A 23,481-nucleotide genomic window follows, 5' to 3' on the forward strand; every position below is an offset into this window, starting at 1 on the left:
CGAAAAAATAGTAAGGGAACTGATAAGGCAGGGGCCGGCAGCACTGGTGGCTCGTATACAGTATTAACGCACCTCATGCACATATATTGCGTATGCAGGTATATAAAAACACCAAGGACCCTGCGTTGTGCAGGAGCCTTGGCCTCATTCCTTATCTTGTTCTTTCTTTTTGTCCTTGTCGTCCTTCTTCCTTCCGGCCTTCTTCATGGCGGCATCTATTATCCATTCCAGTTGCCCGTTCACACTGCGAAACTCATCGGCAGCCCACTTCTCCAGGGACTTGTATACGTCCTCGTCCAGCCTCAGTACGAATGTTTTTTTTGCTGCCACAGTTTCGTCGATTTGTCAAAAGGTCAATTAGTTAAAGGGGTAAAAGGTCTATAGGTATGCAAATGTACATGCCGCTATCGTTACTGGTACAGCGATCCCGTATTCAGCACCGGCTGTGCGCCCTTCTCGCCACATAGCACCACCATCAGGTTGCTCACCATGGCAGCTTTCTTCTCCTCGTCCAGTTGCACTATATCTTTTTTGCTCAGGCTTTCCAGCGCCAGCTCTACCATGCCCACGGCGCCCTCTACTATCTTGAACCTTGCCGCTACTATGGCCGATGCCTGCTGGCGTTGCAGCATGGCGCCTGCTATCTCCTGCGCATAGGCCAGGTGGCTTATGCGTGCCTCGTTCACTATTATACCTGCCGATGCCAGCCTGTCGTTCAGCTCTTCGCGCAGCAGGTCCATTATCTTATCGCCACCCTCGCGCAGGGTTATATCGGCATGCTGGTCTTCTATGCTGTCGTAGGCAAAGCGCATGGTAAGGGCTCGCACCGCCGATTCGCTCTGCATGCGTACAAAGGCATTGTAGTCGGCCACCTCGTATGCGGCCTTGTAGGTGTCCTGCACCTGCCATACCACTACTGCTGCTATCTCTACCGGGTTACCCATCTTGTCATTCACCTTCAGGGTAGGTGTGGCCATGTTCTGCACACGCAGCGACAGCTTCAGGCTGGTGTAAAAGGGGTTCACGAAGAACATGCCATTGTCTTTTATAGAGCCCACATATTTACCAAAGAGCGACAGTACCCGCGAGTGATTGGGCTGCACTATCAGCAACCCCTTCCATATGAAGAAGCAGAGCAGCATCAGCAATGTGCCCGGCAGGGCATACATCGGCTCCTGCTCGCTACCGGTCTGAACGAAGAAATATACGCTTGCCGACAAGCATACTAACGATAAGAATAAGGCCAGGTAGCCATTGGTGGGTTTGATGTTCTTTTCCATAGACAGAAAATTGTTTGATATCAATTTGATATCAAAAGTACATCATTTTGTAAGACCACAAAATAATATCTGAACTTTTACAGATCTTAACAGGCACAGGGTAGGAAAAAATGGGGTACACCTGCCTAATGTTACACTGGCGCGGGTCTGGGGCGTAGCCCAGTGCCGTGGCCGACCCGTGCCTCACAAAAGAGAACCGATCTGCGATCGGAGTGACACATAGGCGCAAAAAAATGCGGTACACCTATCAGGTGTACCGCAGCACTATAAATATCTATCAGCTTCCTACTTGCTTTCCATACGCACCACGGGCACTATCATCTCCTCCAGCGATATGCCGCCATGCTGAAACGTATTGCGGTAGTAGTTCACAAAATGGTTGTAGTTGTTGGGGTAACAAAGGAAAATGTCTTCCTTGGCAAAAATGAATGCGCTGCTCACATTGGGCTTGGGCAGGCCGGCCAGCTTGGGATCGCGGAAGGCCAGCACATCCCTGTCCTCGAACTGCAGGTTGCGGCCGTGTTTATAGCGCAGGTTGGTAGTAGTGGTACGGTCGCCCACACATTTGCTGGGGGTCTTCACACGCACACTGCCATGGTCTGTGGTCAGCAGCACCTGTATGCCCTTCTCGGCTACCTTCTTCAGCGCACGGTACAGCGGTGAGTGCTCGAACCAGCTCACCACCAGCGACCGGTACGATACCTCATCGCCGGCCAGCTCTTTCAGCACCTCCATCTCGGTACGCGCATGCGACAGCATATCTACGAAGTTGTACACCACCACGGTCAGGTCGTTGTTCAGGCAATTGTGGATGTTATCCTCCATCACCTTCGCATCATCGTTGTTGGTTATCTTTATGTACTGTGTCTTCAGGCCATCCAGCTTCAGGTGCTTCAGTTGGTTGCGCAGAAATTTCTCTTCGTACAAGTTCTTACCTCCCTCCTCATCATCGTTCTTCCACTCCAGCGGAAAGTACTTCTCTATATCGGCGGGCAGCATACCTGCAAAGATGGCATTGCGGCAATACTGCGTGGCCGTGGGTAGCAGGCTGTAGTACAGGTCTTCCTCCGTTACGCGGAACGAGTCTGATATAATGGGCTGTATGGCCTTCCAGTGGTCGAAGCGCAGGTTGTCTACCACCACCAGGAAGGTGGGCTTGCCCTGCTGCAGATTAGGTGCTATCTTCTCTGCAAAGAGGTTGTGCGATAGCAGCGGGGCCGTCTTGCTATCCTTTATCCAGTTGGCATAGTTCTTCGATATGTATTTGAAGAAATCCTTGTTGGCTTCGGCCTTCTGTGTCTGCAGCACTTCCATCATTTCCTCGCTGTCGCTCTTGCCCATTTCCAGCTCCCAGTACACCAGGCGCTTGTACAGCTCCTTCCATCCCTCGTGGTCGGGGTTGTTGCTCAGCGCCATAAAGAGGTTGCGGAAATCCTGCTGGTAGGCTATCGTCGTTTTTTCCGATATCAGGCGTTTACCATCCATTATCTTCTTCAGCGACAGTAGCACCTGGTTAGGATTCACGGGCTTTATCAGGTAATCTGTTATCTGTGCGCCCAGGGCATCCTCCATTATGTTCTCGGCCTCGTTCTTGGTTATCATCACCACGGGCAGCAGGGGGCGTATCTCCTTTATGCGGGTCAGTGTCTCCAGCCCTGTGAGGCCGGGCATGCTTTCGTCCAGCAGTACTACGTCCACCTCTTTCTCCTTCAGCAGTTCCAGTGCATCATAGCCATTGCTCAGGGCCGTTACCTCATAACCTTTGTTCTTCAGAAAAAGTATCTGCGACCGCAGCGAATCTATCTCATCGTCTACCCATAAGATCTCGGCCTGTGTGTTCATGCTATTAGCAGTTTAGTGTGTGATGAGATAAATTTATTACAAATATGCGTGGCGAGTATACCCCAAAGGGTTGTTTAACGCAAGTTTGGCAGTATTTGGAATAACGTCATCAAGCCATTACTATTGCACAACAAAACGTTAAACATGACAGATAGCGCGATACTTGTGCGCCGCGCACAGGAGGCCGACTGCGAACGCATGATGGAGCTGGTGCGCGAGCTGGCGCTGTACGAACGTGCGCCCCATGAAGTGACCGTGACGTTAGACCATTTCAGGCAGAGCGGCTTTGGCCCTCACCCTGTGTGGTGGGCTTTCGTGGCCGAGGAGAACGGGGTGATACAGGGCTTCGCGCTATACTACATACGCTACTCTACATGGAAGGGCCAGCGCATGTACCTTGAGGATATAATTGTCACCGAGGCCGCGCGTGGCCGCGGCATGGGCGCCATGCTCATGAACGCACTGATACAAGAGGCAAAAAACAAACAGTTCACCGGCATAGTATGGCAGGTACTGGAATGGAACGAGCCCGCTTTCAACTTCTATCGCAAATTCAATGCTAAGTTCGACCCCGAATGGGTGAACGCGGTACTGGATGTGAATGAATAATGTGGCAATGCGATAATGTGGCAAATGCGATGAATGGCATCAGCATACCGTATCGTCACATTCGGTCATGCAGCCACATTATCGCATTCAATAACACGCGTCGCATTGTCGCATTCCTACGCATTATCGCATTCACGAAAAGCATTAGTAAGTGCTGATCATATCATGGTCCATGAAGGACGGGCAACGGTAGGTAACAAAATGCCACGATATGCTGAACATGGCCATCAGGTACTGGTCTTTGGTGGCAGAATTGCCGCGCTGCTTGCCTTTGCGGCCCAGTGGCGCTGTACCCGGGTTCTCTGTAGAGCGGTCCTGTAGCAGGTAGGTAGGGTTCTGTGCCGACTTCGGAAAACGGTCCAGCCCCACATAGGTAGTGCTCACATCGTCCAGGTAGTCGGTAAGGGTCAGCCGGTCGGCCACTTCCAGTGTCAGGTTCACACCGCCCTTCAGCCAGAATTTCACGCCCGCGCCTATGGGTATGCAGGGCGCTATATTACCGTATTTCCTGTCGTCGAAGCCACCTACATACTGCCCCTCTGTACCCAGCGGCCGCAACATATATCTATTGCCATTGTAGGTAGTATAGGGATCGAACATGAACGCCCCTATGCCACCAGTGAGGTAGGGTGTGAAGCGGTGATACGGGTCGCCGGTAGTGAAACGGAAGAAGTTGAACTCTGCCTGTACCGAGAACTCATATATTTTACTGGTGAAGTCCAGGTTGCGTGTCCGCTGGAACAGGTCGTTGTTCAGCTTGTCGCTATAGCTCACCTTGGTGTAGTAGCCACCGGCCTTTATAGATATGTACTGCGTAAAGTGCTTGCGCACATACACGCCGCCTCCCAGGTTTATGGTCTTGAAGCCATAGCGGTCATTGAGGTCGCCGAAGTACTGCGAGCCACCACCGCTTATGCCGAACTCTGTAGATGTAAAATAGGTTTGCGCATATGCCTTTCCGCACATGCCCGCCATACCCAATAATACTACCAGCAAACGCTTCATAGAATTCACATACATCGCCCGGCCCGCAAGGCAGGCAAGTACCCGTATAACGACAAATGTAGCCATTTATTGCATAGCCGGTCGCAAAACGGGCATCTGTATCGTAACTTGTGGAGGAACATACATACACACATGCATCTTTCTACCATCAGGCGCACGCTACTGGCAGCAGCGCTTTGTACCGCATATAGTACACAGGCGCAGGAGCGCCTCATAGACCATGTGAACCCGCTGATAGGCACCCACAAGATGGGCCATACCTATCCCGGCGCTACGGTACCCTTCGGCTCGGTGCAGCTAAGCCCCGAGACCGCCACCATACCCTATGAGGTGAATGGCAGGTATAACAAGGATGTATACAAATACTGTGCCGGCTACCAGTATGCCGATACTACCATTGTAGGCTTTGCGCATACACACTTCAGTGGCACCGGCCATTCCGACCTCGGCGATATATTGGTAATGCCAACCACCGGCAGGCTCCTGCTTGAGCCCGGATCGGCCGAAGACCCAATGAGCGGCTTCCGTTCTCCATTCTCGCATACTACCGAGATGGCGCAGCCCAACTACTACAGGGTACTGCTGCAGCGCTACAACATACAGGCCGAGCTCACCACTACTACCCGCGTAGGCATGCACCGCTATACCTTTCCCGCAGCAGATAGTGCCCACATCCTGCTAGACCTCGTTTATGGCATCTACAACTACCCCGACAAGAACGTATGGTCCTTCGTGCGGGTAGAGAACGATACACTGGTCACCGGCTACCGGCAGACCAATGGCTGGGGCCGCACACGCACGGTATACTTTGCTATGGCTTTTTCCAGGCCCATCAAAGAATATGGCTGGCAGAACAGCAGCAAAAAGCAGGTGTACCGCGGCTTCTGGCGCAAGTGGGACCAGGAAAAGAACTTTCCCGAGATGGCAGGCACACAGCTACGCGCATACTTCAACTTCGGCGCCACTGCACCCAATGCACAGATACAGGTAAAGGTGGCCATATCGCCCGTCAGCACAGCCAATGCGGTAGAGAACATGGCATATGAGGCGCCAGGCTGGAACTTCGACGGTATAAAAGCACAAGGCCAAGCACAGTGGGAACAAGAGCTGGCAAAGACCACCATAGATGCCGATAAGGACACGAAGGTGAATTTCTATACCGCCCTCTACCATGCCTACATAAACCCCACCATATATATGGATGTGAACGGCCAGTACAAGGGGCTGGACCAGAACGTGCATACTACCGATACATTTACAGCACGCGCCAATTACACTACCTTCTCGCTATGGGATACCTACCGTGCGCTGCACCCTTTGTTCAACATCACCCAGCCCCGCCGCAACGCGGGCATGATACGCTCTATGCTGGCCCACTACGACCAAAGCGTACACAAGATGCTGCCGGTATGGAGCAACTCTGCCAATGAGAACTGGTGCATGATAGGCTACCATGGTGTATCGGTAATAGCCGATGCTGTAGTGAAGGGCAATACCCGGGGGTACGAGGCTAACCGGGCGCTGGATGCATGTGTGGCCACCGCAAAGAATAGAAAATACGATGGCCTGGGCCACTACATGGCGCTGGGCTATGTGCCCGAAGACAAGAATTCATCATCGGTATCCAAGACGCTGGAGTATGCCTACGACGACTGGTGCATAGCGCAAATAGCGCAGAAGCTGGGACGCGATGATGTGTACCGCGAGTTCAGCAAACGGGCAGGCAACTACCGCAATGTGTACGATGCCGCTACCGGCTATATGCGCCCACGGCTCAGCAGCGGGGCCTTCCGCCAGCCCTTCGATGTGCTGAACACCGACGAGCCCGGCTATATAGAGGGCAATGCATGGAACTACAGCCTCTATGTGCCCCACGCCCCCGATGATATGATACAGATGATGGGCGGCAGGAAGCGTTTCACAAAGCATCTCGATTCGCTCTTTACCATGCAGTTGCCCGACAGCTTCTTCGCACATACCGAGGACATAACGCGCGAGGGCATAATAGGCAACTATGTGCATGGCAACGAGCCCTCGCACCATGTGGCCTACCTGTACAATCACTGCGATGCCCCATGGAGAACGCAGGAGCGTGTGCGCATGATAATGAAGAAAATGTACCGCCCCACGCCCGATGGCCTTGGCGGCAATGACGACTGCGGGCAAATGAGCGCATGGTACATCTTCAGCGCGCTGGGTTTCTACCCCATGGCGCCCGGCAGCGACAGGTACGAGCTGGGTAGCCCTGCGGTGAACACAGCCACCCTGCGGCTGGATAATGGCCGTACCATGTACATATCCACACGCGGGCAGGGCGATAAAAATGTATATGTACAGCAGGTACTACTGAACGACAAACCCCTGAACAGGAGCTACATCACCCACAGCGAGATAATGGAGGGTGGCGAGCTGGTGTTCCGTATGGGCAGCAAGCCTGTAAAGAAGTAAAAGAATGAATTGGGAAGATCTCTACAGGAAAACTATACTGCAAAGCTATCGCCACAGCCGCAGCTACGGCTGGCATTGGGGTTGCTGAAGTGGAAACCCTTGCCATTGAGCCCGTCCGAGAAATCGAGCGTGGTATCGCACAGGTAAAGAAAGCTCTTCAGGTCGGTCACTACCCTTACGCCCTGGTCTTCGAACACCTGGTCCTTGGGTTGCGTCTCGTTATCGAAATCAAGCTTGTAAGATAAGCCCGAGCAGCCACCGCCTACCACGCTCACACGCAGAAAGTAATCATCGCCCAAAGCAGCCTCCTGCCTTAGCTTCATCACCTTCTCCTTTGCCCTGTCACTTACATATATCATTGTTACCCTTATTTTATATGGTATATAGTAGTTAGTACATAGTAGATAGCTGAAGATCAACACTCATTGCGCCATCATACACTTCATACAACGCTCAATGACCATTTACTACTTACTATCTACTATGTACTAACGACCATTTACTAATGTCCTTTTTTCTCGGCCACCAGTTCAGGCAGGCCGTTCTTTACACGGTAGTCGTTTATAGCCGCTTTTATGGCGTCCTCTGCCAGTACCGAGCAGTGTATCTTCACAGGTGGCAGGTTCAGCTCTTCCACTATATCCATATTGTCTATGGCCAGTGCCTGGTCTATTGTCTTGCCCTTCAGCCACTCTGTGGCCAGCGAAGAAGATGCTATGGCAGAGCCGCAGCCGAATGTCTTGAACTTGGCATCGTTTATCACGCCGCTCTCCTCGTCCACCTCTATCTGCAGGCGCATCACGTCGCCGCATTCTGGTGCGCCCACCAGGCCGGTGCCCACATTCGTCTTCGCCTTATCCAGCGTACCCACGTTCTTGGGGTTGGAATAATGATCTATTACTTTCTCTGAGTATGCCATTGTTTTGAATTTGATAATGTGCAAATATGCAGATGTGCAAATTGCCCACTATGTATAATAATATTTTTATCTACTTTTTTTGCCGTCACACCATTTGCACATTCTTCATCTGCACATTTGCACATTCATTAGTGGTGCGCCCACTCTATCGTGTTCAGGTCTATACCTTCCTTGTACATTTCCCACAGCGGGCTCATTTCGCGCAGCTTCAGTACCGTGGTGGTTATAGCATCTATGGTAAAATCTATCTGCTCCTCGGTAGTGAAACGGCCCAGGCCAAAGCGCAGTGAGCTATGTGCCAGGTCGTCGCCCAGGCCCAGCGCCTTCAGCACATACGATGGCTCCAGCGATGCCGACGTACACGCCGATCCGCTCGACAGGGCTATGTTCTTATTGAAGCCCATCATCAGGCCTTCACCCTCCACATATTTGAAAGATATATTGCATACATGTGGCAGGCGATGTTCGCTGTTGCCGTTCACATATGCCTCTTCTATCTTCATCAGTGCATGCTCCAGCTTGTCGCGCAGCTTGCTCAGGCGCGCGGCCTCTTCGGCCATCTCGTTCATGCACAGCTCGCATGCCTTGCCAAAGCCCACTATGCCCGGCACGTTCAGCGTACCGCTGCGCATACCGCGCTCGTGGCCGCCGCCGTCCATCTGGGCGGTCACCTTTACCCTTGGGTTCTTGCGGCGTACATACAGCGCGCCCACACCCTTGGGGCCGTACATTTTATGCCCGCTGAAGGCCATCAGGTCTATACCGTCGGCATTCACGTCCACAGGTATCTTGCCCACGGCCTGCGTAGCATCGGTAAAGAACAGTACACCGTGTTTGCGCGCTATCTTACTTATCTCGCGCACGGGCTGTATCACACCTATCTCGTTATTGCCATACATTATGGCTATCAGTATGGTCTTGTCGGTTATAGCCGCTTCCAGCTCGCCCAGGTCTACCAGGCCGTCGGCCTTTACCTCCAGGTAGGTCACCTGCGCGCCCTGCTTTTCCAGGTGCTTGCAGGTATCCAGCACTGCCTTGTGCTCTGTGGTGCAGGTGATGATGTGGTTGCCCTTGGTGGCATACATCTCAAAGACACCCTTCAGGGCCAGGTTATCGGCCTCTGTAGCGCCCGATGTCAGTATTATTTCCTTTGCATCAGCGCCTATCAGCCTGGCTATCTGCTCACGCGCATAGTCCACGGCCTCTTCGGCCACCCAGCCAAAGGAGTGGTTACGGCTGGCAGCATTACCGAATTTTTCGGTAAAATAGGGCATCATCGCATCCAGCACACGGGGATCCATGGGCGTGGTCGCGTTATTGTCAAGATATATCGGCAATTTAAGTTCCATACGAATTTGTTGTGCTCTGAAAAGAGACTTCTTCAGGCAAAATTACGTCAATTTGATAACTTTACGGCCCCTTGCACTGTTTGCAGGTCTTATGTAGCCATTTATAAAAACTATTTGTTGCCATGCTAAGGATAGAACACCTGGGAATAGCTGTAAAAGACCTTTCCGTATCGCTGCCCCTGTACGAACAACTGCTGAACACCCCCTGCTACAAGCAGGAAGTGGTAGAGACCGAGGGCGTTAGCACGGCCTTCTTCCGCACCGGTGAGTCGAAGATAGAGCTGCTGGAGGCCACCAACGAGAACAGCCCTATAGCCAAATTCATAGCCAAAAAAGGCGAGGGCATACACCATGTGGCCTTCGAGGTAGAGAATATAGAGGCCGAAATGAAGCGCCTGGCCGCCCTCGGCTTCGAGCTGCTGAACACGACACCCAAGAACGGGGCCGACAATAAGCTGGTATGCTTTCTGCACCCCCGCACCACCAATGGCGTACTCGTAGAGCTGTGCCAGGAAAAAAGGTGACCGTTACCACATCGTTGACATTATTTTGTTACACAGGCATTGGCATATCGTTTTTATCATTATTATTACAGAACTTTAGCTACTTATGAAACGAATGATATTGCTCGCAGCTGTAGCTGCTATTTCTCACGGTGCTATCGCCCAGAAGAATAAAGTGAAGATAGAGACCGAGTATGGCAATATAGTGCTGATGCTTTACGACAATACACCGCTCAACACCAACAATATGGTGAAGATGGCCAACGAGCATTTTTACGATAGCACACTCTTCCACCGTTGCATTCCGCAGTTCATGATACAGGGCGGCGATCCCGACTCCAAGCAGGCCAAACCCGGCCAGTCGCTGGGCAATGGCGGCCTGGGCACCACCATACCTGCCGAGATAAATGATGTGAACTACCACAAGCGCGGCGCACTGGGCGTGGCCCGCGAGCAGACCCCCGATAAGTCGGGATCGGCCTGCCAGTTCTATATAGTGGCAGGCAAAACATTCACCGATGCCGAGCTGGACAATATGAGCAAACGCACCGGCCGCAACTATACCCCTGAGCAGCGCGAGGTGTACAAGACAGTAGGCGGTACGCCCCACCTCGATGGCAACTATACTGTATTTGGCGAGGTACTGGAAGGACAGGAGATAATAGACAAGATAGCCAACGAGCCCCGCGATGCCAACGACCGCCCCAATAAGGATATCCGTATGGTGAGCGTACGCGTGGTAGAGGAAAAGAAGAACATCATATCCAGCGTAAAGGGCTTCTTCAAAAAGAAATCATAGGCCACCGGCCAGATGTTAATGAACCCGCGCGACCGCGCGGACATTGACACTCCCTCTCCTTGGGAGAGGCCTGCCTGCCGGTAGGCAGGGCCGGGGAGAGGCTCTAGCTACTGCCGCATACCTGCCGGGTGTGCGGCAGTGTCTTTTATGTAGGGCGCTATTTGCTGCGCCAGCATACGCGAGAACAGCTCTGACCCCTGCTTGTTCAGGTGCTGGCTGTTGTAGAAGTATGCCTTGTTCGAGTCTATGTAGGTATGCGTATGGTCCAGCAGCGGCACCTCATACTTCACCGACATATCTCTTAGCACGCCCATCACCTGGTCCATATTTTTGATGAAGGCCGTAGCCTCGTAGTAGCAGGGCGAATACACCAGTATCAGCCGCACACCATTGTCTTTGCAGAACTGCACATACTCGTTCAGCAGGGCTATCGCCTCCGGCTCTATGGCCAGGCTCATGCCATTGGGGTTCTGCCGCACCATCTCGTCAAATGCATTGTCCCACGTCAGCAGCCTGCCCTCGTAGCCCTTATACTTCACCGCCTTTACACCACGGCCCAGGTAGCTCATTATACCTTCCTTTATCAGCGGCAACTGGTTGTTGTATTTGTACAGCGGAAAGAACCTGTCTGCCACCGACACCCCGGGATACATACTGCTGTATATGCGCCACATGGCCGTATCGGCCAGGTAGGGAAGGAACTGCTCGTAATGCGGCAATTCCTTCGAGCGCGACATGGCCGTGTTCAGGCCTACCTCCTGCACTATGTACTTCGGCATCTTGTTGTAGCGCAGGTATATCTTCAGCCTTTCGAATTGCAGGTCCAGCGGCGTGCCGTCCAGGCCCAGGTTGTAAGTGTTCACACCCAGGGCGCTGTCCATTATCTGCGGCGAGAAATGCACCCACGACCGCGATGAGCCCATGAACAGCATATCGGCCTGTATACGCCCTGCGAACAGGTCGTTCCACTCGGCATAGAGGAAGCTGCGCGACCGCTGCAGGCCCGCATCTACCATATACGCCAGCGGTATCAGCGCCACCATAGGCAGCACGCAGAACAACACCAACCTGTATACGAACCGTTTCATCAGAACTGGAAATAAATGAATTCTTTATTATTGAACATGCCCAGGTACAGTATGGCCAGCACCAGCACATAGTATATACCCCACCGCACCGCTACCGGCCTGCGCTCTACCAGTTGCACCACATCATACTTGCCCTGCAGCATATGCACGCCTTCCATGAACAGTATCAGGGCCACGCACAGCAGCATGCGCATGGGCGCCAGTTGTATACCTGTGCTGAAGTGCCTGCTGCTTATCATCTGCGGTATCTCGGTAAAGACGCCCGGCAGCCTGCCCACCATATACAGCGCATCGCTCACATTCTCTGCCCTGAAGAATATCCACGAAAAAGCTATGAAACCCACCGTGCAGAACTTCCCTATTGCATTTGCCACCGGCACTGGCAGCTTTTTGAAGAGCTTCTTGCGTTTCTTACGCGTCAGGTACTCATACACCAGCGCCAGCCCGTTCAGCACACCATATATCACGAACTTCCATCCCGCCCCGTGCCAGAAGCCACTGATAAAGAAGGTAATGAGCAGCCCGAAAACTATGGCCATAGTGCCCCAGTTGCGCAGCCCCACCACTATGGGGTTGAACAGGTAATCGTTGAACCATGTAGAGAGCGATATGTGCCACCTGCGCCAGAACTCCGTTACACTCTTGCTATTGAACGGGCGGTCGAAGTTCAGCATCAGCTTGAAGCCCATCACACGCGCACTGCCCAGCGCTATATCAGAGTAGCCCGAGAAGTCGCAGAATATCTGGAAGGCGAACATCACGGCCCCTATCGCTATAGCCACCGATGAATGGTGGTGCGGATCGCTGAACACCATATCCGTCACCACGGCCAGCCTGTCGGCTATCACCACCTTTTTGAACATGCCCCACAGCATCAGCCGCAGGCCGCTCACCACATTATCGTATTTGAATGTCTGCACCTCGTGGAACTGGTGCAGCACGTTCTGCGGGCGCTCTATAGGCCCCGCCACCAGTTGTGGGTAGAACATCACATAGAGCGAGTATATGCCGAAGTGTCGCTCGGCCCTCTGGTTGCCCCTGTATACCTCTATGGTATAGCTCATGGCCTGGAAGGTATGGAACGAGAGCCCTATGGGCAGCAGTATGCTCAGGTAGGGTATGGGGTTCTTATACCCCATATACTCTGCCACACTGGTTATATTGTCGTTGAAAAAGTTGAAATACTTGAACACTGCCAGTACGCCTATATTGGCCACCAGGCTCATTACCAGGTACCGCTTTTTCTTTGCCTTATCGGGTTCGTTCTCCAGCAGTATGCCCGCATAGTAGTCTATCACTATGGTAAAGCCCAGTATCAGTATATATATGGGCTTGAAGAACATGTAGAAAAAACATGAAGCAACAAGCAGCAGCACCCACCGGAACTTATGCGGCAACAGGAAGAAAGCTCCCGTTACTATAATGAAGAAAAAAACGAATTCGATGGAATTGAACAGCATACCGGCGGTCAGGGGTCAGGGCAGGTACTTACACCCTGCCCTAAAAACAGTGCGAAGGTAATAATTACCCTGAGATAGTAGATAATACCATAAGACCCCTCCCCACCACCATACCGAAAAGCAGCCTACTTTTGCAGCATATATGCTCACGAAACTCTCGGTCAACATCAACAAGATAGCCACCCTGCGCAACAGCCGTGGCGGCAGCAGGCCCAGTGTGCTGCAGGCGGCCATAGACTGCCAGGCCTTCGGCGCCGACGGCATCACCATTCACCCCCGCCCCGATGAGCGGCACATACGCTACTCCGATGCCCGCGAGATAGCAGGCATCATCACTACCGAGTTCAATATAGAGGGCAACCCTAAGGAGGACAAATTCGTGCAGTTGGTGCTGGAGGTAAGACCCGCCCAGGTGACCCTTGTGCCCGATGATCCCGGCCAGCTAACCTCCAATCACGGCTGGGACACCATAAAGGAAAGAACCTACCTGCGCGATATGACAGAGGTCTTTCATAAGGCCGGCATACGCGTATCCATCTTCACTGATCCGGTAGAAAGCATAGTGGCCGCCGCCGCCGATACCGGCACCGACCGCGTAGAGCTTTATACCGAAGATTATGCCCGCCATTACCAGCAGGGCCGCGAGGCCGCTGTGGCCACATATGTAAAGGCCGCACAGGTAGCTACCACTCATGGCCTGGGCATCAATGCCGGCCACGACCTGGATATGGACAACCTGGGTTACTTTACCCGCACTGTACCCCGGGTGCAGGAGGTCTCCATCGGTCATGCCCTCATAGCCGATGCCCTCTACTATGGCCTGGAGAATACCATACAGCTCTACAAGCGTGCCATCGCCCGCGGCTAGGCAGTACTGTTCATCATCATTTTATTATCTTTCGCTATGCGCGTTGTCACATCCCTCTACCTGGTCATACTGGCATATATCATTGCCGCCCTCGTCTTCTGGGAGATGAGCCTGCAGCAGCAGAGCGGCCGCATATATGCGCAGGAGGTCATCACCCTGCGTACCCAGCTCGATAGTATGCAGTTCCCCCGCGAGTATGCCGCAGAGATGCACCAGCTCAACGAAAAGCTCGATAGCCGCACCACCCAGTATGTGGCCGAGGGTATTACCTTCCTCGTGGTCATACTCATAGGTGCGGCCGTGGTATATGGCTCCTTCAGCAGGCGCATCAGCCTGTCGCGCCAGCAGAACAACTTTATGCTGGCCGTCACGCACGAGCTCAAATCGCCACTGGCATCTATAAAGCTGAACCTGCAAACGCTGGAGAAACACCAGCTGGACGATGAGAAACGCCGCAAGCTCATAGACCGCTGCATCTCCGAGTCGAACCGGCTCAACGATCTCTGCAACAATATGCTCTTCACATCGCAGATAGAGGGTGGGCAGTACAAGCCTGTGCTGGAGGCCTTCAGCCTGTCCGATATGGCAGAAGATGTGGTGGCAGAATTTGCCGCCCGCTACCAGCGAACATTCGAGGAAGACATATCAGAAGGCTGCCGCATCATTGGCGACAAGTCTATGCTGCGCATAGCCGTTACCAATCTTGTAGAGAACGCCATAAAATACACCCCCGCTACAGGTGTCATAAAGCTAAGCCTGGAAATGCGCCAGCAGACCGCCATACTACAGGTGGCCGATAAGGGACCCGGCATACCCGATGCCGAGAAGAAGAAGGTCTTCGACAAATTCTACCGCGTGGGCAACGAGGAAAGCCGCAAGACCAAGGGCACAGGGCTGGGCCTATACCTCAGCAGCCGCATAGTGGCACAGCACCGTGGCCGCATGCTCATAAAGGACAACGCGCCCACCGGCAGCATCTTCGAGATACAACTGCCTGTGCTGCAGAACCGTCCCTGACCTTACTTTTTCCTGTACACATCCGCATGGTCTCTTCTATGCCTGCGGCTATATACATGCACCAGGTGGTTCAGGTAACGAACACTGCTTACATAGCAGCCACATCCGTGGTATCGCCCGATGCCGTCTGCCGGTTGGCCAGCTTCTTTATATCCCCTATCGATATGAACCGGAACACGAACATCAGCGCCATACACACCCCGCCAAATACCGCGAACTGTACCGGCCTTGCAGCATGCCATACTACCGTCAGCCCATAGCCCAGGGCCAGCACCAGTAGTGCATAGCCTATATGCGCCAGTGTCCAGCGCAGGTTCAGCGGCAGCTTTATTATGCGTATGGCCACAACCATGAACGCCAGCGCCAGCGCCGTCTGCGTGGCCAGCGATGTTATGGCCCCGCCAAATGCCTTGTATTGCGGTATCAGCCAGTAGTTCAGCGCCAGGTTGAAGACCACACCGCACAGTGCTATCGTGTTCAGCGCCCGCATGCTGCCATTGGCCGTCAGCAGGGTAGAGTATACATACATCAGGCACCATGCCGGGAATGATAGCATGAGGCAGGAGAACACCATATGGTAGCTCACATGCTGCGTGGCATATAGCTCGCCCTTGTGGTACAGCAGGTACATTATATCGCCGCCAAAGAACAGTGCGGCCACCGCCACCACTACCGAAAAGGGCAGCATCATGTTCACGCACAGGCGCACGATAGGGCGCACATCGTCCTTCTGCGCCAGCATGCGCCCAAAGAGCGGTAGCAGCATAGTGGCGAACATCAGGCCCAGTATATTGGCCATATCCAGCAGGCGGAAGGCCGCGGCCCATATACCTGCCTGCGCCTTGCCGTCGGCGCTCAGTCGTTCTATCATCACGGCATCGGCCCGGTTATATACCGACATCAGGAAGATGAGCAGCGCATACGGAAAGCTGCTCCTCATCACGCTCAGTATCTCCGGCATGCTGAAGGAGAAACGCAGTTTTACCCTACCTATACGCCTCAGTATCACATACCCCATACCTGCCGCTACAAAGTAGCACACCACCTGCGCTATCACGAACCACTGTATGCGAAAGGCCCTTGCCGTGGGCGGGTACAGCAGCAGGAAGCCGCATATCAGTATCATCAGCGTACGGTCGGTTATAGACAGCAGCGCATCGGTCTTGAACCTGTGCAGCGCCGACACATTGCTGCGTATGAACGACAGCAGCGCATTCAGCGAGTGTATGAGCAGTATGCCTGCCAGCAGCCCCAGTTCCCATCCCCTGTAGCCCAGTATGTAGCCCCATGTGTAGGCTATGGCTATATATATGCACATCAGCACCAGCCTTGCCGACAGCATGGCCGGGAAAAGCTCGGGCAGCCGCTCGGGATTGGCGGCTATGGTCTTGCTGTTATAGTTGCTGATGCCGAAGTCCAGCAGGGTCTGGAAGATGATGCCCAGGCTGAACAGCGCCTGGTAGGTGCCATAAGAGGCAGCCGCCACCGTGTTCTGCACCGACCTGTCTATCACCAGCACCCACACCGGTTTCACCAGCAGGTTCACAGCTATGGTAAAAAGGATATTTTTTACAAAAAAGCGCTGCATTCGTACAAATAACGGCGGATAAGTCGGTAAAAGTATATTTTTGTCGGCATTAAGCTATGCGCATTGCGGTAAATACACGCTTACTGTTAAAGGGGAAGCTGGAAGGTATCGGTTGGTTCACATATCAGACATTGGAGCATATCGTCAGGCAGCACCCTGAGCACGAGTTCTATTTCTTTTTCGACCGTCCGTACGACGAGCAATTCATTTTCGCACCCAATGTCACTCCCGTGGTCGTTCATCCGCAGGCGCGCCACCCTATTCTCTTCTATCTCTGGTTCGAGTGGAGCATACCTATGATGCTGCGCAAGTACAAGATAGACCTCTTCCTCTCTACCGACGGTTACCTGTCGCTCAGTACCAAGGTGCCCACCTGCCTCGTCATACACGATCTCGCGTTCGAGCACTATCCCGAGCATTATGTTACCAGCCACCGCCTGTACTGGCGGCATTACTCACCCCTCTTTGCCCGCAAGGCCGCGCGTATCGCCACCGTATCTACCTTTTCGAAGAACGATATCAGCGAGCGGTACGGCATAGCGCCCGGCAATATAGATGTGGTATATAATGGTGCGCACGAGGAGTACCGCCCACTTACCGCACCCGAGCGCGAGGCCGTGAAGGAAAAATATACCGATGGCTGCGAGTACTTCGTGTTCGCAGGGGCCATACACCCCCGCAAGAACATACTGAACCTGCTGAAGGCCTTCTCGGCCTTCAAGAAGCGCCAGCGTACCAATATGAAGCTGGTGATAGTAGGCCGCCCCGCCTGGAAGTACGACGAGGTAGAGATACTGCGCCACACCATGCCCTTCAAGGAAGATGTACGATGGGTAGGCTACATGAATGTGGACGAACTGAGCAAGGTGATAGGCGGCGCCTATGCGCTGGTATATGCATCCCTGTTCGAGGGTTTCGGTATACCTATACTCGAGGCCTTGCAGTGCAATGTGCCCGCCATCGTCAGCAATACATCGTCCATGCCCGAGGTGGCCGGCGATGCGGCCCTCCTCACCGATCCCGCCGACCCCGATGATATAGCCGCTAAGATGCACACCCTGTACAAGGACGAGACCCTGCGCGCCCGCCTGATAGCCAATGCCGCCACCCAGGTACAGAAATTCACCTGGCAGGGCGCAGCCGACCGCCTGTGGGCCTGTATGATGCAGTGTGTAAGCGGCAAATAATTCTCTTGTGCTGGTTACCTACCACCTAATTCAATTGTTTATACGGTAGGTCGGGCAGCGCAAAAATATTATCGTCCAATTTCTTCCTCGTCACCTTTTTTGCCTCGGTGATGATGGTCGACGAGCCGGTCTCAGCTATTATCTTCAGATAGGGCGCATTGCAATATTCCGACATCAGATCGAAGCTCATACATTTATGCCGGGTGAAATATTTCTTACTCATTCTCAGTTTAGGCGAGTAAAAGACCGTCTGTGTTCCTTCTTCGTCCTTCATTTCTATGGCACGGCACTTATATCCCAGTATGGTGGCCTGTGCATCTATGCGCCCGATCGCCGATCTGCCGGTCTCTTTCGAACAATCCAGGAAATAGATAGTGTCCCTGTCATGCGCTTTAAAGCAATACCGGTTGGCGTATTTGTCATACATGATCCACTCAAGCGTTCCGTGCTCCAGTACCTGTTTATAAGATCCCTTCTTTAGGTATGTAGTATACGATGTACCGAAAGTGCTTGTATAAGCGCCGGTACCCGCAAGCGTATCTTTTGCCACCTCTTTTGTAGAGAACTCTATCGTTCCTTCAAACTCTTTCCTTTGCCCCATGGCGCTATGGGCAACTATCAGTAAATAGAAAAACAAATGGAGGGTATATGATCTCATAGGTCGTTGTTTATGAACATTCTATTACGCAGCTATCTGCCTGCGATATTGAGGCCGCCAATGTATGAAAATAATACCTAAGCCACTTCAAGTATTACAATAGCCGTGCCTTATACCCTTTCGGCAACTGCGCTTATTACCTGTACGTTCGCCTGCTCCCATAGCTTATATTTGTAGTATACCATGAGAACGCAGACCAAGATAGCCGCCATATTCTTCCTATTCTCCCTCTTCGTCATCATACTGTTCAGTGTGTCGGTATACTACCCCATGAACAAGTTCGCCTTCTCCGACTTCTACAAGCGGCTGGAGATACGCGCCGTCATAGCTGCCCGCTCCGCACTAGAGACCGAGGCCGACAAGGCAAGTGTGATGCGCGAGATACGCGCCCTGCACCTGCAAAAGCTGCCCCAGGAAAAAGAGTACATTTTCAAGATAACGCCCGGCCGCTCCTTTGCCGAAGAGGCCGAAAGGTTAAAGGTGCCCGTATCCTTCTTCCAAAGCATAAAGAACAACAGGCCCGCCATCTACCAGCAGCGCAATATCTTTTTCTCGGGCATCAGCTACCAGGCCGGGCCCGACAGGTATGCCGTCATCGTATCAGCAGAGAATTACTTCAATATCCACTACCTGGCCTATATACGCAATGTGATACTGGCGGCCATTATCATCTCTTCCCTCTTTGCGCTCTCCATGTCGGTGCTTTTCTCGCGGCAGGTGTTCAACCCCGTTATCGCCATTACGCGAAAGGTGAAGGAGATAGGCTCGCAGAACCTGCATGTACGGCTTGATGGGGCCAATGAGAAAGACGAAGTAGGCGAGCTCGCTGCCACCTTCAATAATATGCTGGACAGGCTGGAGACCGCCTTCGAGACCCAGAACAACTTCATCAGCAATGCCTCGCACGAGCTCAGCACACCCCTCACCACCATCATAGGCGAGGCCGATGTGACCCTCTCCAAAGTGCGCCCGCCCGATGAATATATACGCGCCCTATCAGTTATACTGCACGAGGCCGAAAGGCTTGACAGCATCACCCGCTCACTACTATTCCTGGCACAGACCGGCTTCAATGGCAAGACCCAGAAATTCGAGCGCATGCGTGCCGACCAGCTGGTATACGATGCCAAAGAGACCATAGATAAGATAAACCCCGACAACAAGATATCTATAGACCTGAGCCGCATACCCCACAACCCCGACGAACTGAAGATAAAGGCCAATGGCCAGCTGCTGCACCTTGCCATCACCAACGTTATGACCAATGCCTGCAAATACTCTAACAATGGCCCTGTGACCGTATCGCTTTACCCCACCGAGGCCAGTGTGATCATAGCCATACAAGACCATGGCATAGGTATACCCGGCAATGAGCTGCAGCACATCTATGACCCCTTCTTCCGCGCCTCCAATACCGGCGAATATGCCGGCTATGGTATAGGCCTGCCCCTCTCGCGCAATATCATGCGCATTCACCGGGGCGAGATAGTTGTATTATCCCGACAGAACGAGGGCACGCTTGTACAGCTCATCTTCCCCCACTGGCAGCCATAGCATGGTGCGTTGGAAAATATGGCCCATTGGTTAATAGTTATTTACATTGACCGATATATGTACCGGTCAATAAGTAATTATTTATATTTCATATGTTATTTTATTGACAACTTTTACCTATCTTGCTCCAAAGCGACCATTATTTACCAAACACATTACCAAACACATCTAATAATTATGAAACAATTCTCCCTCCGCTTGTCCCTCATAGCGGCATTATTCTTTGCCCTCTCTCCCGGTAGGGCATCGGCGCAGTATTGTTCCCCCAGCTACAATCAAGGCTGTAATCTGGGCTACGGAGTAGGTACATTTATCCTCAATGGAGCAAGTAGTACCGCCATCAATGACCCCTCTACGGGTTGTTCTGCCGGCCCTTCTTATTATCTCGACAACACTGCGATGTCTGTTACCCTCAACGCAGGTGGCACATACACAGTATCTGCCAGCAATAACCCCCCTACAACACCTTTTCCTTTCCCCCCTACCGGTGTTCCTTGTATGGGAGTGTGGATAGACCTTAATAACAACAACTCATTCGAAGCATCAGAGCTTCTTGGTGGCAGTAGTTCTATGACCACCAGCTTATCCACTTTTAGCATCACCGTTCCCTCTACCGCTACTGCAGGCACCCGCAGAATGAGGGTCGTCGCATCCTCCGACCCTGCTGACTATACTGCGCTTAATACCTGCCCCAACCTCCTGATGGACATCATGGGAGAAGTGCATGACTATACAGCCGTCATAGCCGCTGCGGCACCTACCTGCCCGCCTGTGACAGGCCTTAGCGTCAGTGCCATCACATCGGGCTCTGCCACCCTCACCTGGACGGCCGCCACAGGCGCCACAGGCTACGAATTTGCTGTTACCACCTCATCTACCCCACCTGCATCGGGCACATACACGGCTACTACTACAGCTAATGCCACAGGCCTCAGCCCCAGCACTACCTATTATGCGCATGTGCGCACACAGTGCGGCACTCCTTATTCTACATGGGTCACCAGCGCATCTTTTACTACCCTGCCATCTACGTCTACCTGTGCTGCCGTTACCGGCGTTACCATGAGTGGCATCACAGCGGGCAGCGCCACCCTCAACTGGGCCGCTGTCACAGGTGCCATAGGTTATGAGTGGGCGGTTAACACCTCTGCTACTCCTCCTGCATCAGGTACGCTCACCACGCTGCTTACAGCTACCGCATCGGGCCTTACCGCCAGCACTGTTTATTATGCACATGTGCGCACCAAGTGCAGCGCTACCTCCTTTGCCGCCTGGACCACCAATACATTCACTACCACAGCGGCATCTACCTGCCCTGCCATCACAGGTCTTACAGCTACTGCCATCACCAGCGTTAGCGCTACTGTAAGCTGGACAGCAGTTACCTCCGGCGGTTCTCTCGGCTACCAGTATGTCATCAACAATACCGTTACCGATCCCGTAGGCTCGGGCACCAATACCACTGCTACCAGCACCAGCCCCACAGGCCTCACACCGGGTACTACCTACTATGCGCATGTACGCGATAGCTGTGGCGTAGGCAACTTCTCTCCATGGAGCACCATACCCTTTACCACACTGGCTGCGGCCGGCGGTTGCAATGCAGTTACCGGTCTTACCGCTACTGGCATCACGGCCAGCAGCGCCACGCTCAACTGGACAATGGCCACCGGCGCCGTAGCAGCCAAATGGGTAGTGGACAACACCCCTGCCGATCCTACCATCAGCGGCACCCTGTCTACTACATCTACAGCGGCAGTATCGGGTCTCACAGGCTCTACCACCTATTACGCCCATGTGCGCGATACCTGTGGTCCCACATCGCTCTCGGCATGGGTCACTATACCGTTCACTACACTGGCTACCGTTAATATCCCCAATATCAGCAATGGCACAGCGCCCTTCAGCGTAGCGGCCTACCCCAATCCCGTGAACCACGAGCTGACGCTGCAGGTAAGCGGTATCATCAGCAGCACTGCTACTATGGTACTTACCGACATCACCGGCAAGACCATCCGCACCATGCACATCGATGCCTACAGCACAACTATAGATGTGAGCGCACTGCCACAGGGTATCTACATCATCCGCTACAGCGATGGCGGCCATGTACAGACCCTCAAGGTGAGCAAACAATAAATAACTGACACCATACATTACCACAGGGGCCGCGGTGCGGCCCCTGTTCTTTTTATGAGAACATCTCCTTCCCCTTGGGGGAAGCCTGGCTACCGCAGGCGGACCCGGGATGGGCTTCTTTCACTTTTTCGCTACTTTTGATAAATGGCAAGTTCACACGTCAGGCCGTCAGACCAACTGAGCAGCAAAGACCGGGAATATGAGAATACCATACGCCCCCAGACCATAGAGGATTTTGCAGGCCAGCCCAGCCTTATAGAGAACCTGCGTATATTCATAAAGGCCGCCAACCTGCGCGGCGAGGCGCTCGACCATGTGCTCTTCCACGGTCCTCCCGGCCTGGGCAAGACCACCCTATCGCGCATAGTGGCCAACGAGCTGGGTACCAGCATCAAAGAGACCAGCGGCCCCGTCATAGAAAAACCCGCCGACCTCGCAGGCCTGCTTACCAGCCTGGAGCCCCGCGATGTGCTTTTCATAGATGAGATACACCGCCTCAGCACCGTGGTAGAGGAATACCTCTACGCCGCCATGGAGGACTTCAAGATAGATATAATGATAGACAGCGGCCCTGCGGCACGTTCCATACAGCTCACCATCAACCCCTTCACCCTTGTAGGGGCCACCACCCGCAGCGGCCTGCTCACGGCCCCGCTGCTGTCGCGCTTCGGCATCAAGTCGCGGCTGGAGTATTATACCGCCGATGTGCTGCAGCGTATACTCCTACGCGCTGCAGGCGTCCTCAATGTGCGCATCACATCTGATGCCGCTATGGAGATAGCACGCCGCAGCCGTGGCACGCCGCGTATAGCCAATGGCCTGCTGCGCCGCATGCGCGATTTTGCACAGGTGCTGGGCAATGGCGTCATAGACATGGCCATAGTAGAGCATGGCCTTCGCGCCCTGAATGTGGACGAGAGCGGACTGGATGATATGGACAATAAGATACTACTCACCCTTATCGATAAGTTCAAGGGAGGTCCCGCGGGCATCAGTAATATAGCCACCGCCGTGAGCGAGGAAGCAGGTACCATAGAAGAGGTATACGAACCCTTCCTCATACAGGAGGGCTACATCATACGCACCCCCCGCGGCCGCGAGGCCACCGAAAAAGCCTACAAACACCTGGGCAGGAAAAAAGGCGGGCACAGTGGTACGTTGTTCTGAA

At 53.3% G+C, this 23,481-nt stretch carries 21 protein-coding genes; 10 read left to right on the top strand and 11 right to left on the bottom strand.

Annotation, left to right across the window (positions count from 1 at the left end; all coding sequences use genetic code 11):
* Positions 1-144: 144 nt before the first annotated feature.
* From ABD843_RS04745 to porX, 3 genes are all read right to left on the bottom strand, one after another.
* Positions 145-330 (bottom strand): type II toxin-antitoxin system antitoxin, encoded by a 186-nt coding sequence (locus tag ABD843_RS04745; protein WP_345079294.1) that lies wholly within the window; start codon positions 328-330, stop codon positions 145-147.
* An 80-nt stretch (positions 331-410) separates the two neighbouring features.
* The gene (locus ABD843_RS04750; RefSeq protein WP_345079297.1) at positions 411-1,280 is read right to left on the bottom strand and encodes an SPFH domain-containing protein; all 870 of its coding nucleotides are present in this window, start codon (positions 1,278-1,280) and stop codon (positions 411-413) included.
* Positions 1,281-1,565: 285 nt separating this feature from the next.
* Positions 1,566-3,122 (bottom strand): T9SS response regulator signal transducer PorX, encoded by a 1,557-nt coding sequence (gene porX, locus ABD843_RS04755; protein WP_345079300.1) that lies wholly within the window; start codon positions 3,120-3,122, stop codon positions 1,566-1,568.
* A gap of 144 nt (positions 3,123-3,266) precedes the next feature.
* Between porX and ABD843_RS04760 the strand changes: the two genes are divergently transcribed.
* Positions 3,267-3,731 (top strand): GNAT family N-acetyltransferase, encoded by a 465-nt coding sequence (locus ABD843_RS04760; RefSeq protein WP_345079302.1) that lies wholly within the window; start codon positions 3,267-3,269, stop codon positions 3,729-3,731.
* Between the two features lie 144 nt (positions 3,732-3,875).
* Here ABD843_RS04760 and porG read toward each other — a convergent pair whose 3' ends face one another.
* Positions 3,876-4,736, bottom strand: a complete 861-nt coding sequence (gene porG / locus ABD843_RS04765) for a type IX secretion system protein PorG (RefSeq protein ID WP_345079305.1) — start codon at positions 4,734-4,736, stop codon at positions 3,876-3,878.
* Between the two features lie 132 nt (positions 4,737-4,868).
* On the opposite strand from porG, the gene ABD843_RS04770 reads away from it, so the two are divergent.
* Positions 4,869-7,184, top strand: coding sequence for a GH92 family glycosyl hydrolase (locus tag ABD843_RS04770; RefSeq protein WP_345079308.1), 2,316 nt, complete (start codon positions 4,869-4,871; stop codon positions 7,182-7,184).
* Positions 7,185-7,216: 32 nt separating this feature from the next.
* Here the strand turns inward: ABD843_RS04770 and ABD843_RS04775 are convergent, their stop codons facing one another.
* The 3 genes from ABD843_RS04775 to ABD843_RS04785 all read right to left on the bottom strand — a co-directional run bounded on the left by ABD843_RS04775 (position 7,217) and on the right by ABD843_RS04785 (position 9,452).
* Complete coding sequence (locus ABD843_RS04775) at positions 7,217-7,543, bottom strand: HesB/IscA family protein (RefSeq protein ID WP_345079311.1); 327 nt, start codon at positions 7,541-7,543, stop codon at positions 7,217-7,219.
* A gap of 143 nt (positions 7,544-7,686) precedes the next feature.
* Positions 7,687-8,103: a Fe-S cluster assembly scaffold IscU gene (iscU, locus tag ABD843_RS04780; protein WP_345079314.1), complete on the bottom strand. Its 417-nt coding sequence runs from the start codon at positions 8,101-8,103 to the stop codon at positions 7,687-7,689.
* A 128-nt stretch (positions 8,104-8,231) separates the two neighbouring features.
* Entirely contained in the window at positions 8,232-9,452 is a 1,221-nt protein-coding gene (locus ABD843_RS04785; protein ID WP_345079317.1) for an IscS subfamily cysteine desulfurase, read from the bottom strand.
* Positions 9,453-9,574: 122 nt separating this feature from the next.
* On the opposite strand from ABD843_RS04785, the gene mce reads away from it, so the two are divergent.
* Positions 9,575-9,976, top strand: a complete 402-nt coding sequence (mce, locus tag ABD843_RS04790) for a methylmalonyl-CoA epimerase (protein ID WP_345079320.1) — start codon at positions 9,575-9,577, stop codon at positions 9,974-9,976.
* Between the two features lie 94 nt (positions 9,977-10,070).
* Complete coding sequence (locus ABD843_RS04795; RefSeq protein ID WP_345079323.1) at positions 10,071-10,754, top strand: peptidylprolyl isomerase; 684 nt, start codon at positions 10,071-10,073, stop codon at positions 10,752-10,754.
* A gap of 107 nt (positions 10,755-10,861) precedes the next feature.
* On the opposite strand, the gene ABD843_RS04800 is transcribed toward ABD843_RS04795, so the two are convergent.
* Together ABD843_RS04800 and ABD843_RS04805 are read right to left on the bottom strand one after the other, a co-directional pair.
* Positions 10,862-11,842, bottom strand: a complete 981-nt coding sequence (locus tag ABD843_RS04800; RefSeq protein ID WP_345079326.1) for a hypothetical protein — start codon at positions 11,840-11,842, stop codon at positions 10,862-10,864.
* The gene (locus ABD843_RS04805; RefSeq protein WP_345079329.1) at positions 11,842-13,302 is read right to left on the bottom strand and encodes an MBOAT family O-acyltransferase; all 1,461 of its coding nucleotides are present in this window, start codon (positions 13,300-13,302) and stop codon (positions 11,842-11,844) included. The genes ABD843_RS04800 and ABD843_RS04805 overlap by 1 nt, the downstream gene beginning before the upstream one ends.
* Positions 13,303-13,444: 142 nt before the next feature.
* On the opposite strand from ABD843_RS04805, the gene ABD843_RS04810 reads away from it, so the two are divergent.
* Both ABD843_RS04810 and ABD843_RS04815 read left to right on the top strand, forming a co-directional pair.
* A complete protein-coding gene (locus ABD843_RS04810; protein WP_345079332.1) occupies positions 13,445-14,170 on the top strand; it encodes a pyridoxine 5'-phosphate synthase in 726 nt (241 codons plus the stop codon).
* A gap of 36 nt (positions 14,171-14,206) precedes the next feature.
* A complete protein-coding gene (locus tag ABD843_RS04815; RefSeq protein ID WP_345079335.1) occupies positions 14,207-15,187 on the top strand; it encodes a sensor histidine kinase in 981 nt (326 codons plus the stop codon).
* A gap of 88 nt (positions 15,188-15,275) precedes the next feature.
* Here ABD843_RS04815 and ABD843_RS04820 read toward each other — a convergent pair whose 3' ends face one another.
* Entirely contained in the window at positions 15,276-16,775 is a 1,500-nt protein-coding gene (locus ABD843_RS04820) for an oligosaccharide flippase family protein (protein ID WP_345079338.1), read from the bottom strand.
* A gap of 56 nt (positions 16,776-16,831) precedes the next feature.
* Here ABD843_RS04820 and ABD843_RS04825 point away from each other — a divergent pair, with 56 nt between their 5' ends.
* Positions 16,832-17,962, top strand: a complete 1,131-nt coding sequence (locus ABD843_RS04825; RefSeq protein WP_345079341.1) for a glycosyltransferase family 4 protein — start codon at positions 16,832-16,834, stop codon at positions 17,960-17,962.
* Between the two features lie 25 nt (positions 17,963-17,987).
* On the opposite strand, the gene ABD843_RS04830 is transcribed toward ABD843_RS04825, so the two are convergent.
* Positions 17,988-18,620 (bottom strand): hypothetical protein, encoded by a 633-nt coding sequence (locus ABD843_RS04830; protein ID WP_345079344.1) that lies wholly within the window; start codon positions 18,618-18,620, stop codon positions 17,988-17,990.
* Between the two features lie 183 nt (positions 18,621-18,803).
* On the opposite strand from ABD843_RS04830, the gene ABD843_RS04835 reads away from it, so the two are divergent.
* From ABD843_RS04835 to ruvB, 3 genes are all read left to right on the top strand, one after another.
* Complete coding sequence (locus ABD843_RS04835; RefSeq protein WP_345079347.1) at positions 18,804-20,174, top strand: HAMP domain-containing sensor histidine kinase; 1,371 nt, start codon at positions 18,804-18,806, stop codon at positions 20,172-20,174.
* 177 nt (positions 20,175-20,351) lie between these two features.
* Positions 20,352-22,313 carry a T9SS type A sorting domain-containing protein gene (locus ABD843_RS04840; RefSeq protein ID WP_345079350.1) on the top strand — a complete coding sequence of 654 codons (1,962 nt, stop codon included), beginning with the start codon at positions 20,352-20,354 and terminating at the stop codon, positions 22,311-22,313.
* Positions 22,314-22,457: 144 nt separating this feature from the next.
* Positions 22,458-23,480 (top strand): Holliday junction branch migration DNA helicase RuvB, encoded by a 1,023-nt coding sequence (gene ruvB, locus ABD843_RS04845; protein WP_345079353.1) that lies wholly within the window; start codon positions 22,458-22,460, stop codon positions 23,478-23,480.
* The last annotated feature ends 1 nt before the right edge of the window (position 23,481 follow it).

The organism is Nemorincola caseinilytica (assembly GCF_039540515.1).
Lineage (GTDB): Bacteria > Bacteroidota > Bacteroidia > Chitinophagales > Chitinophagaceae > Nemorincola > Nemorincola caseinilytica.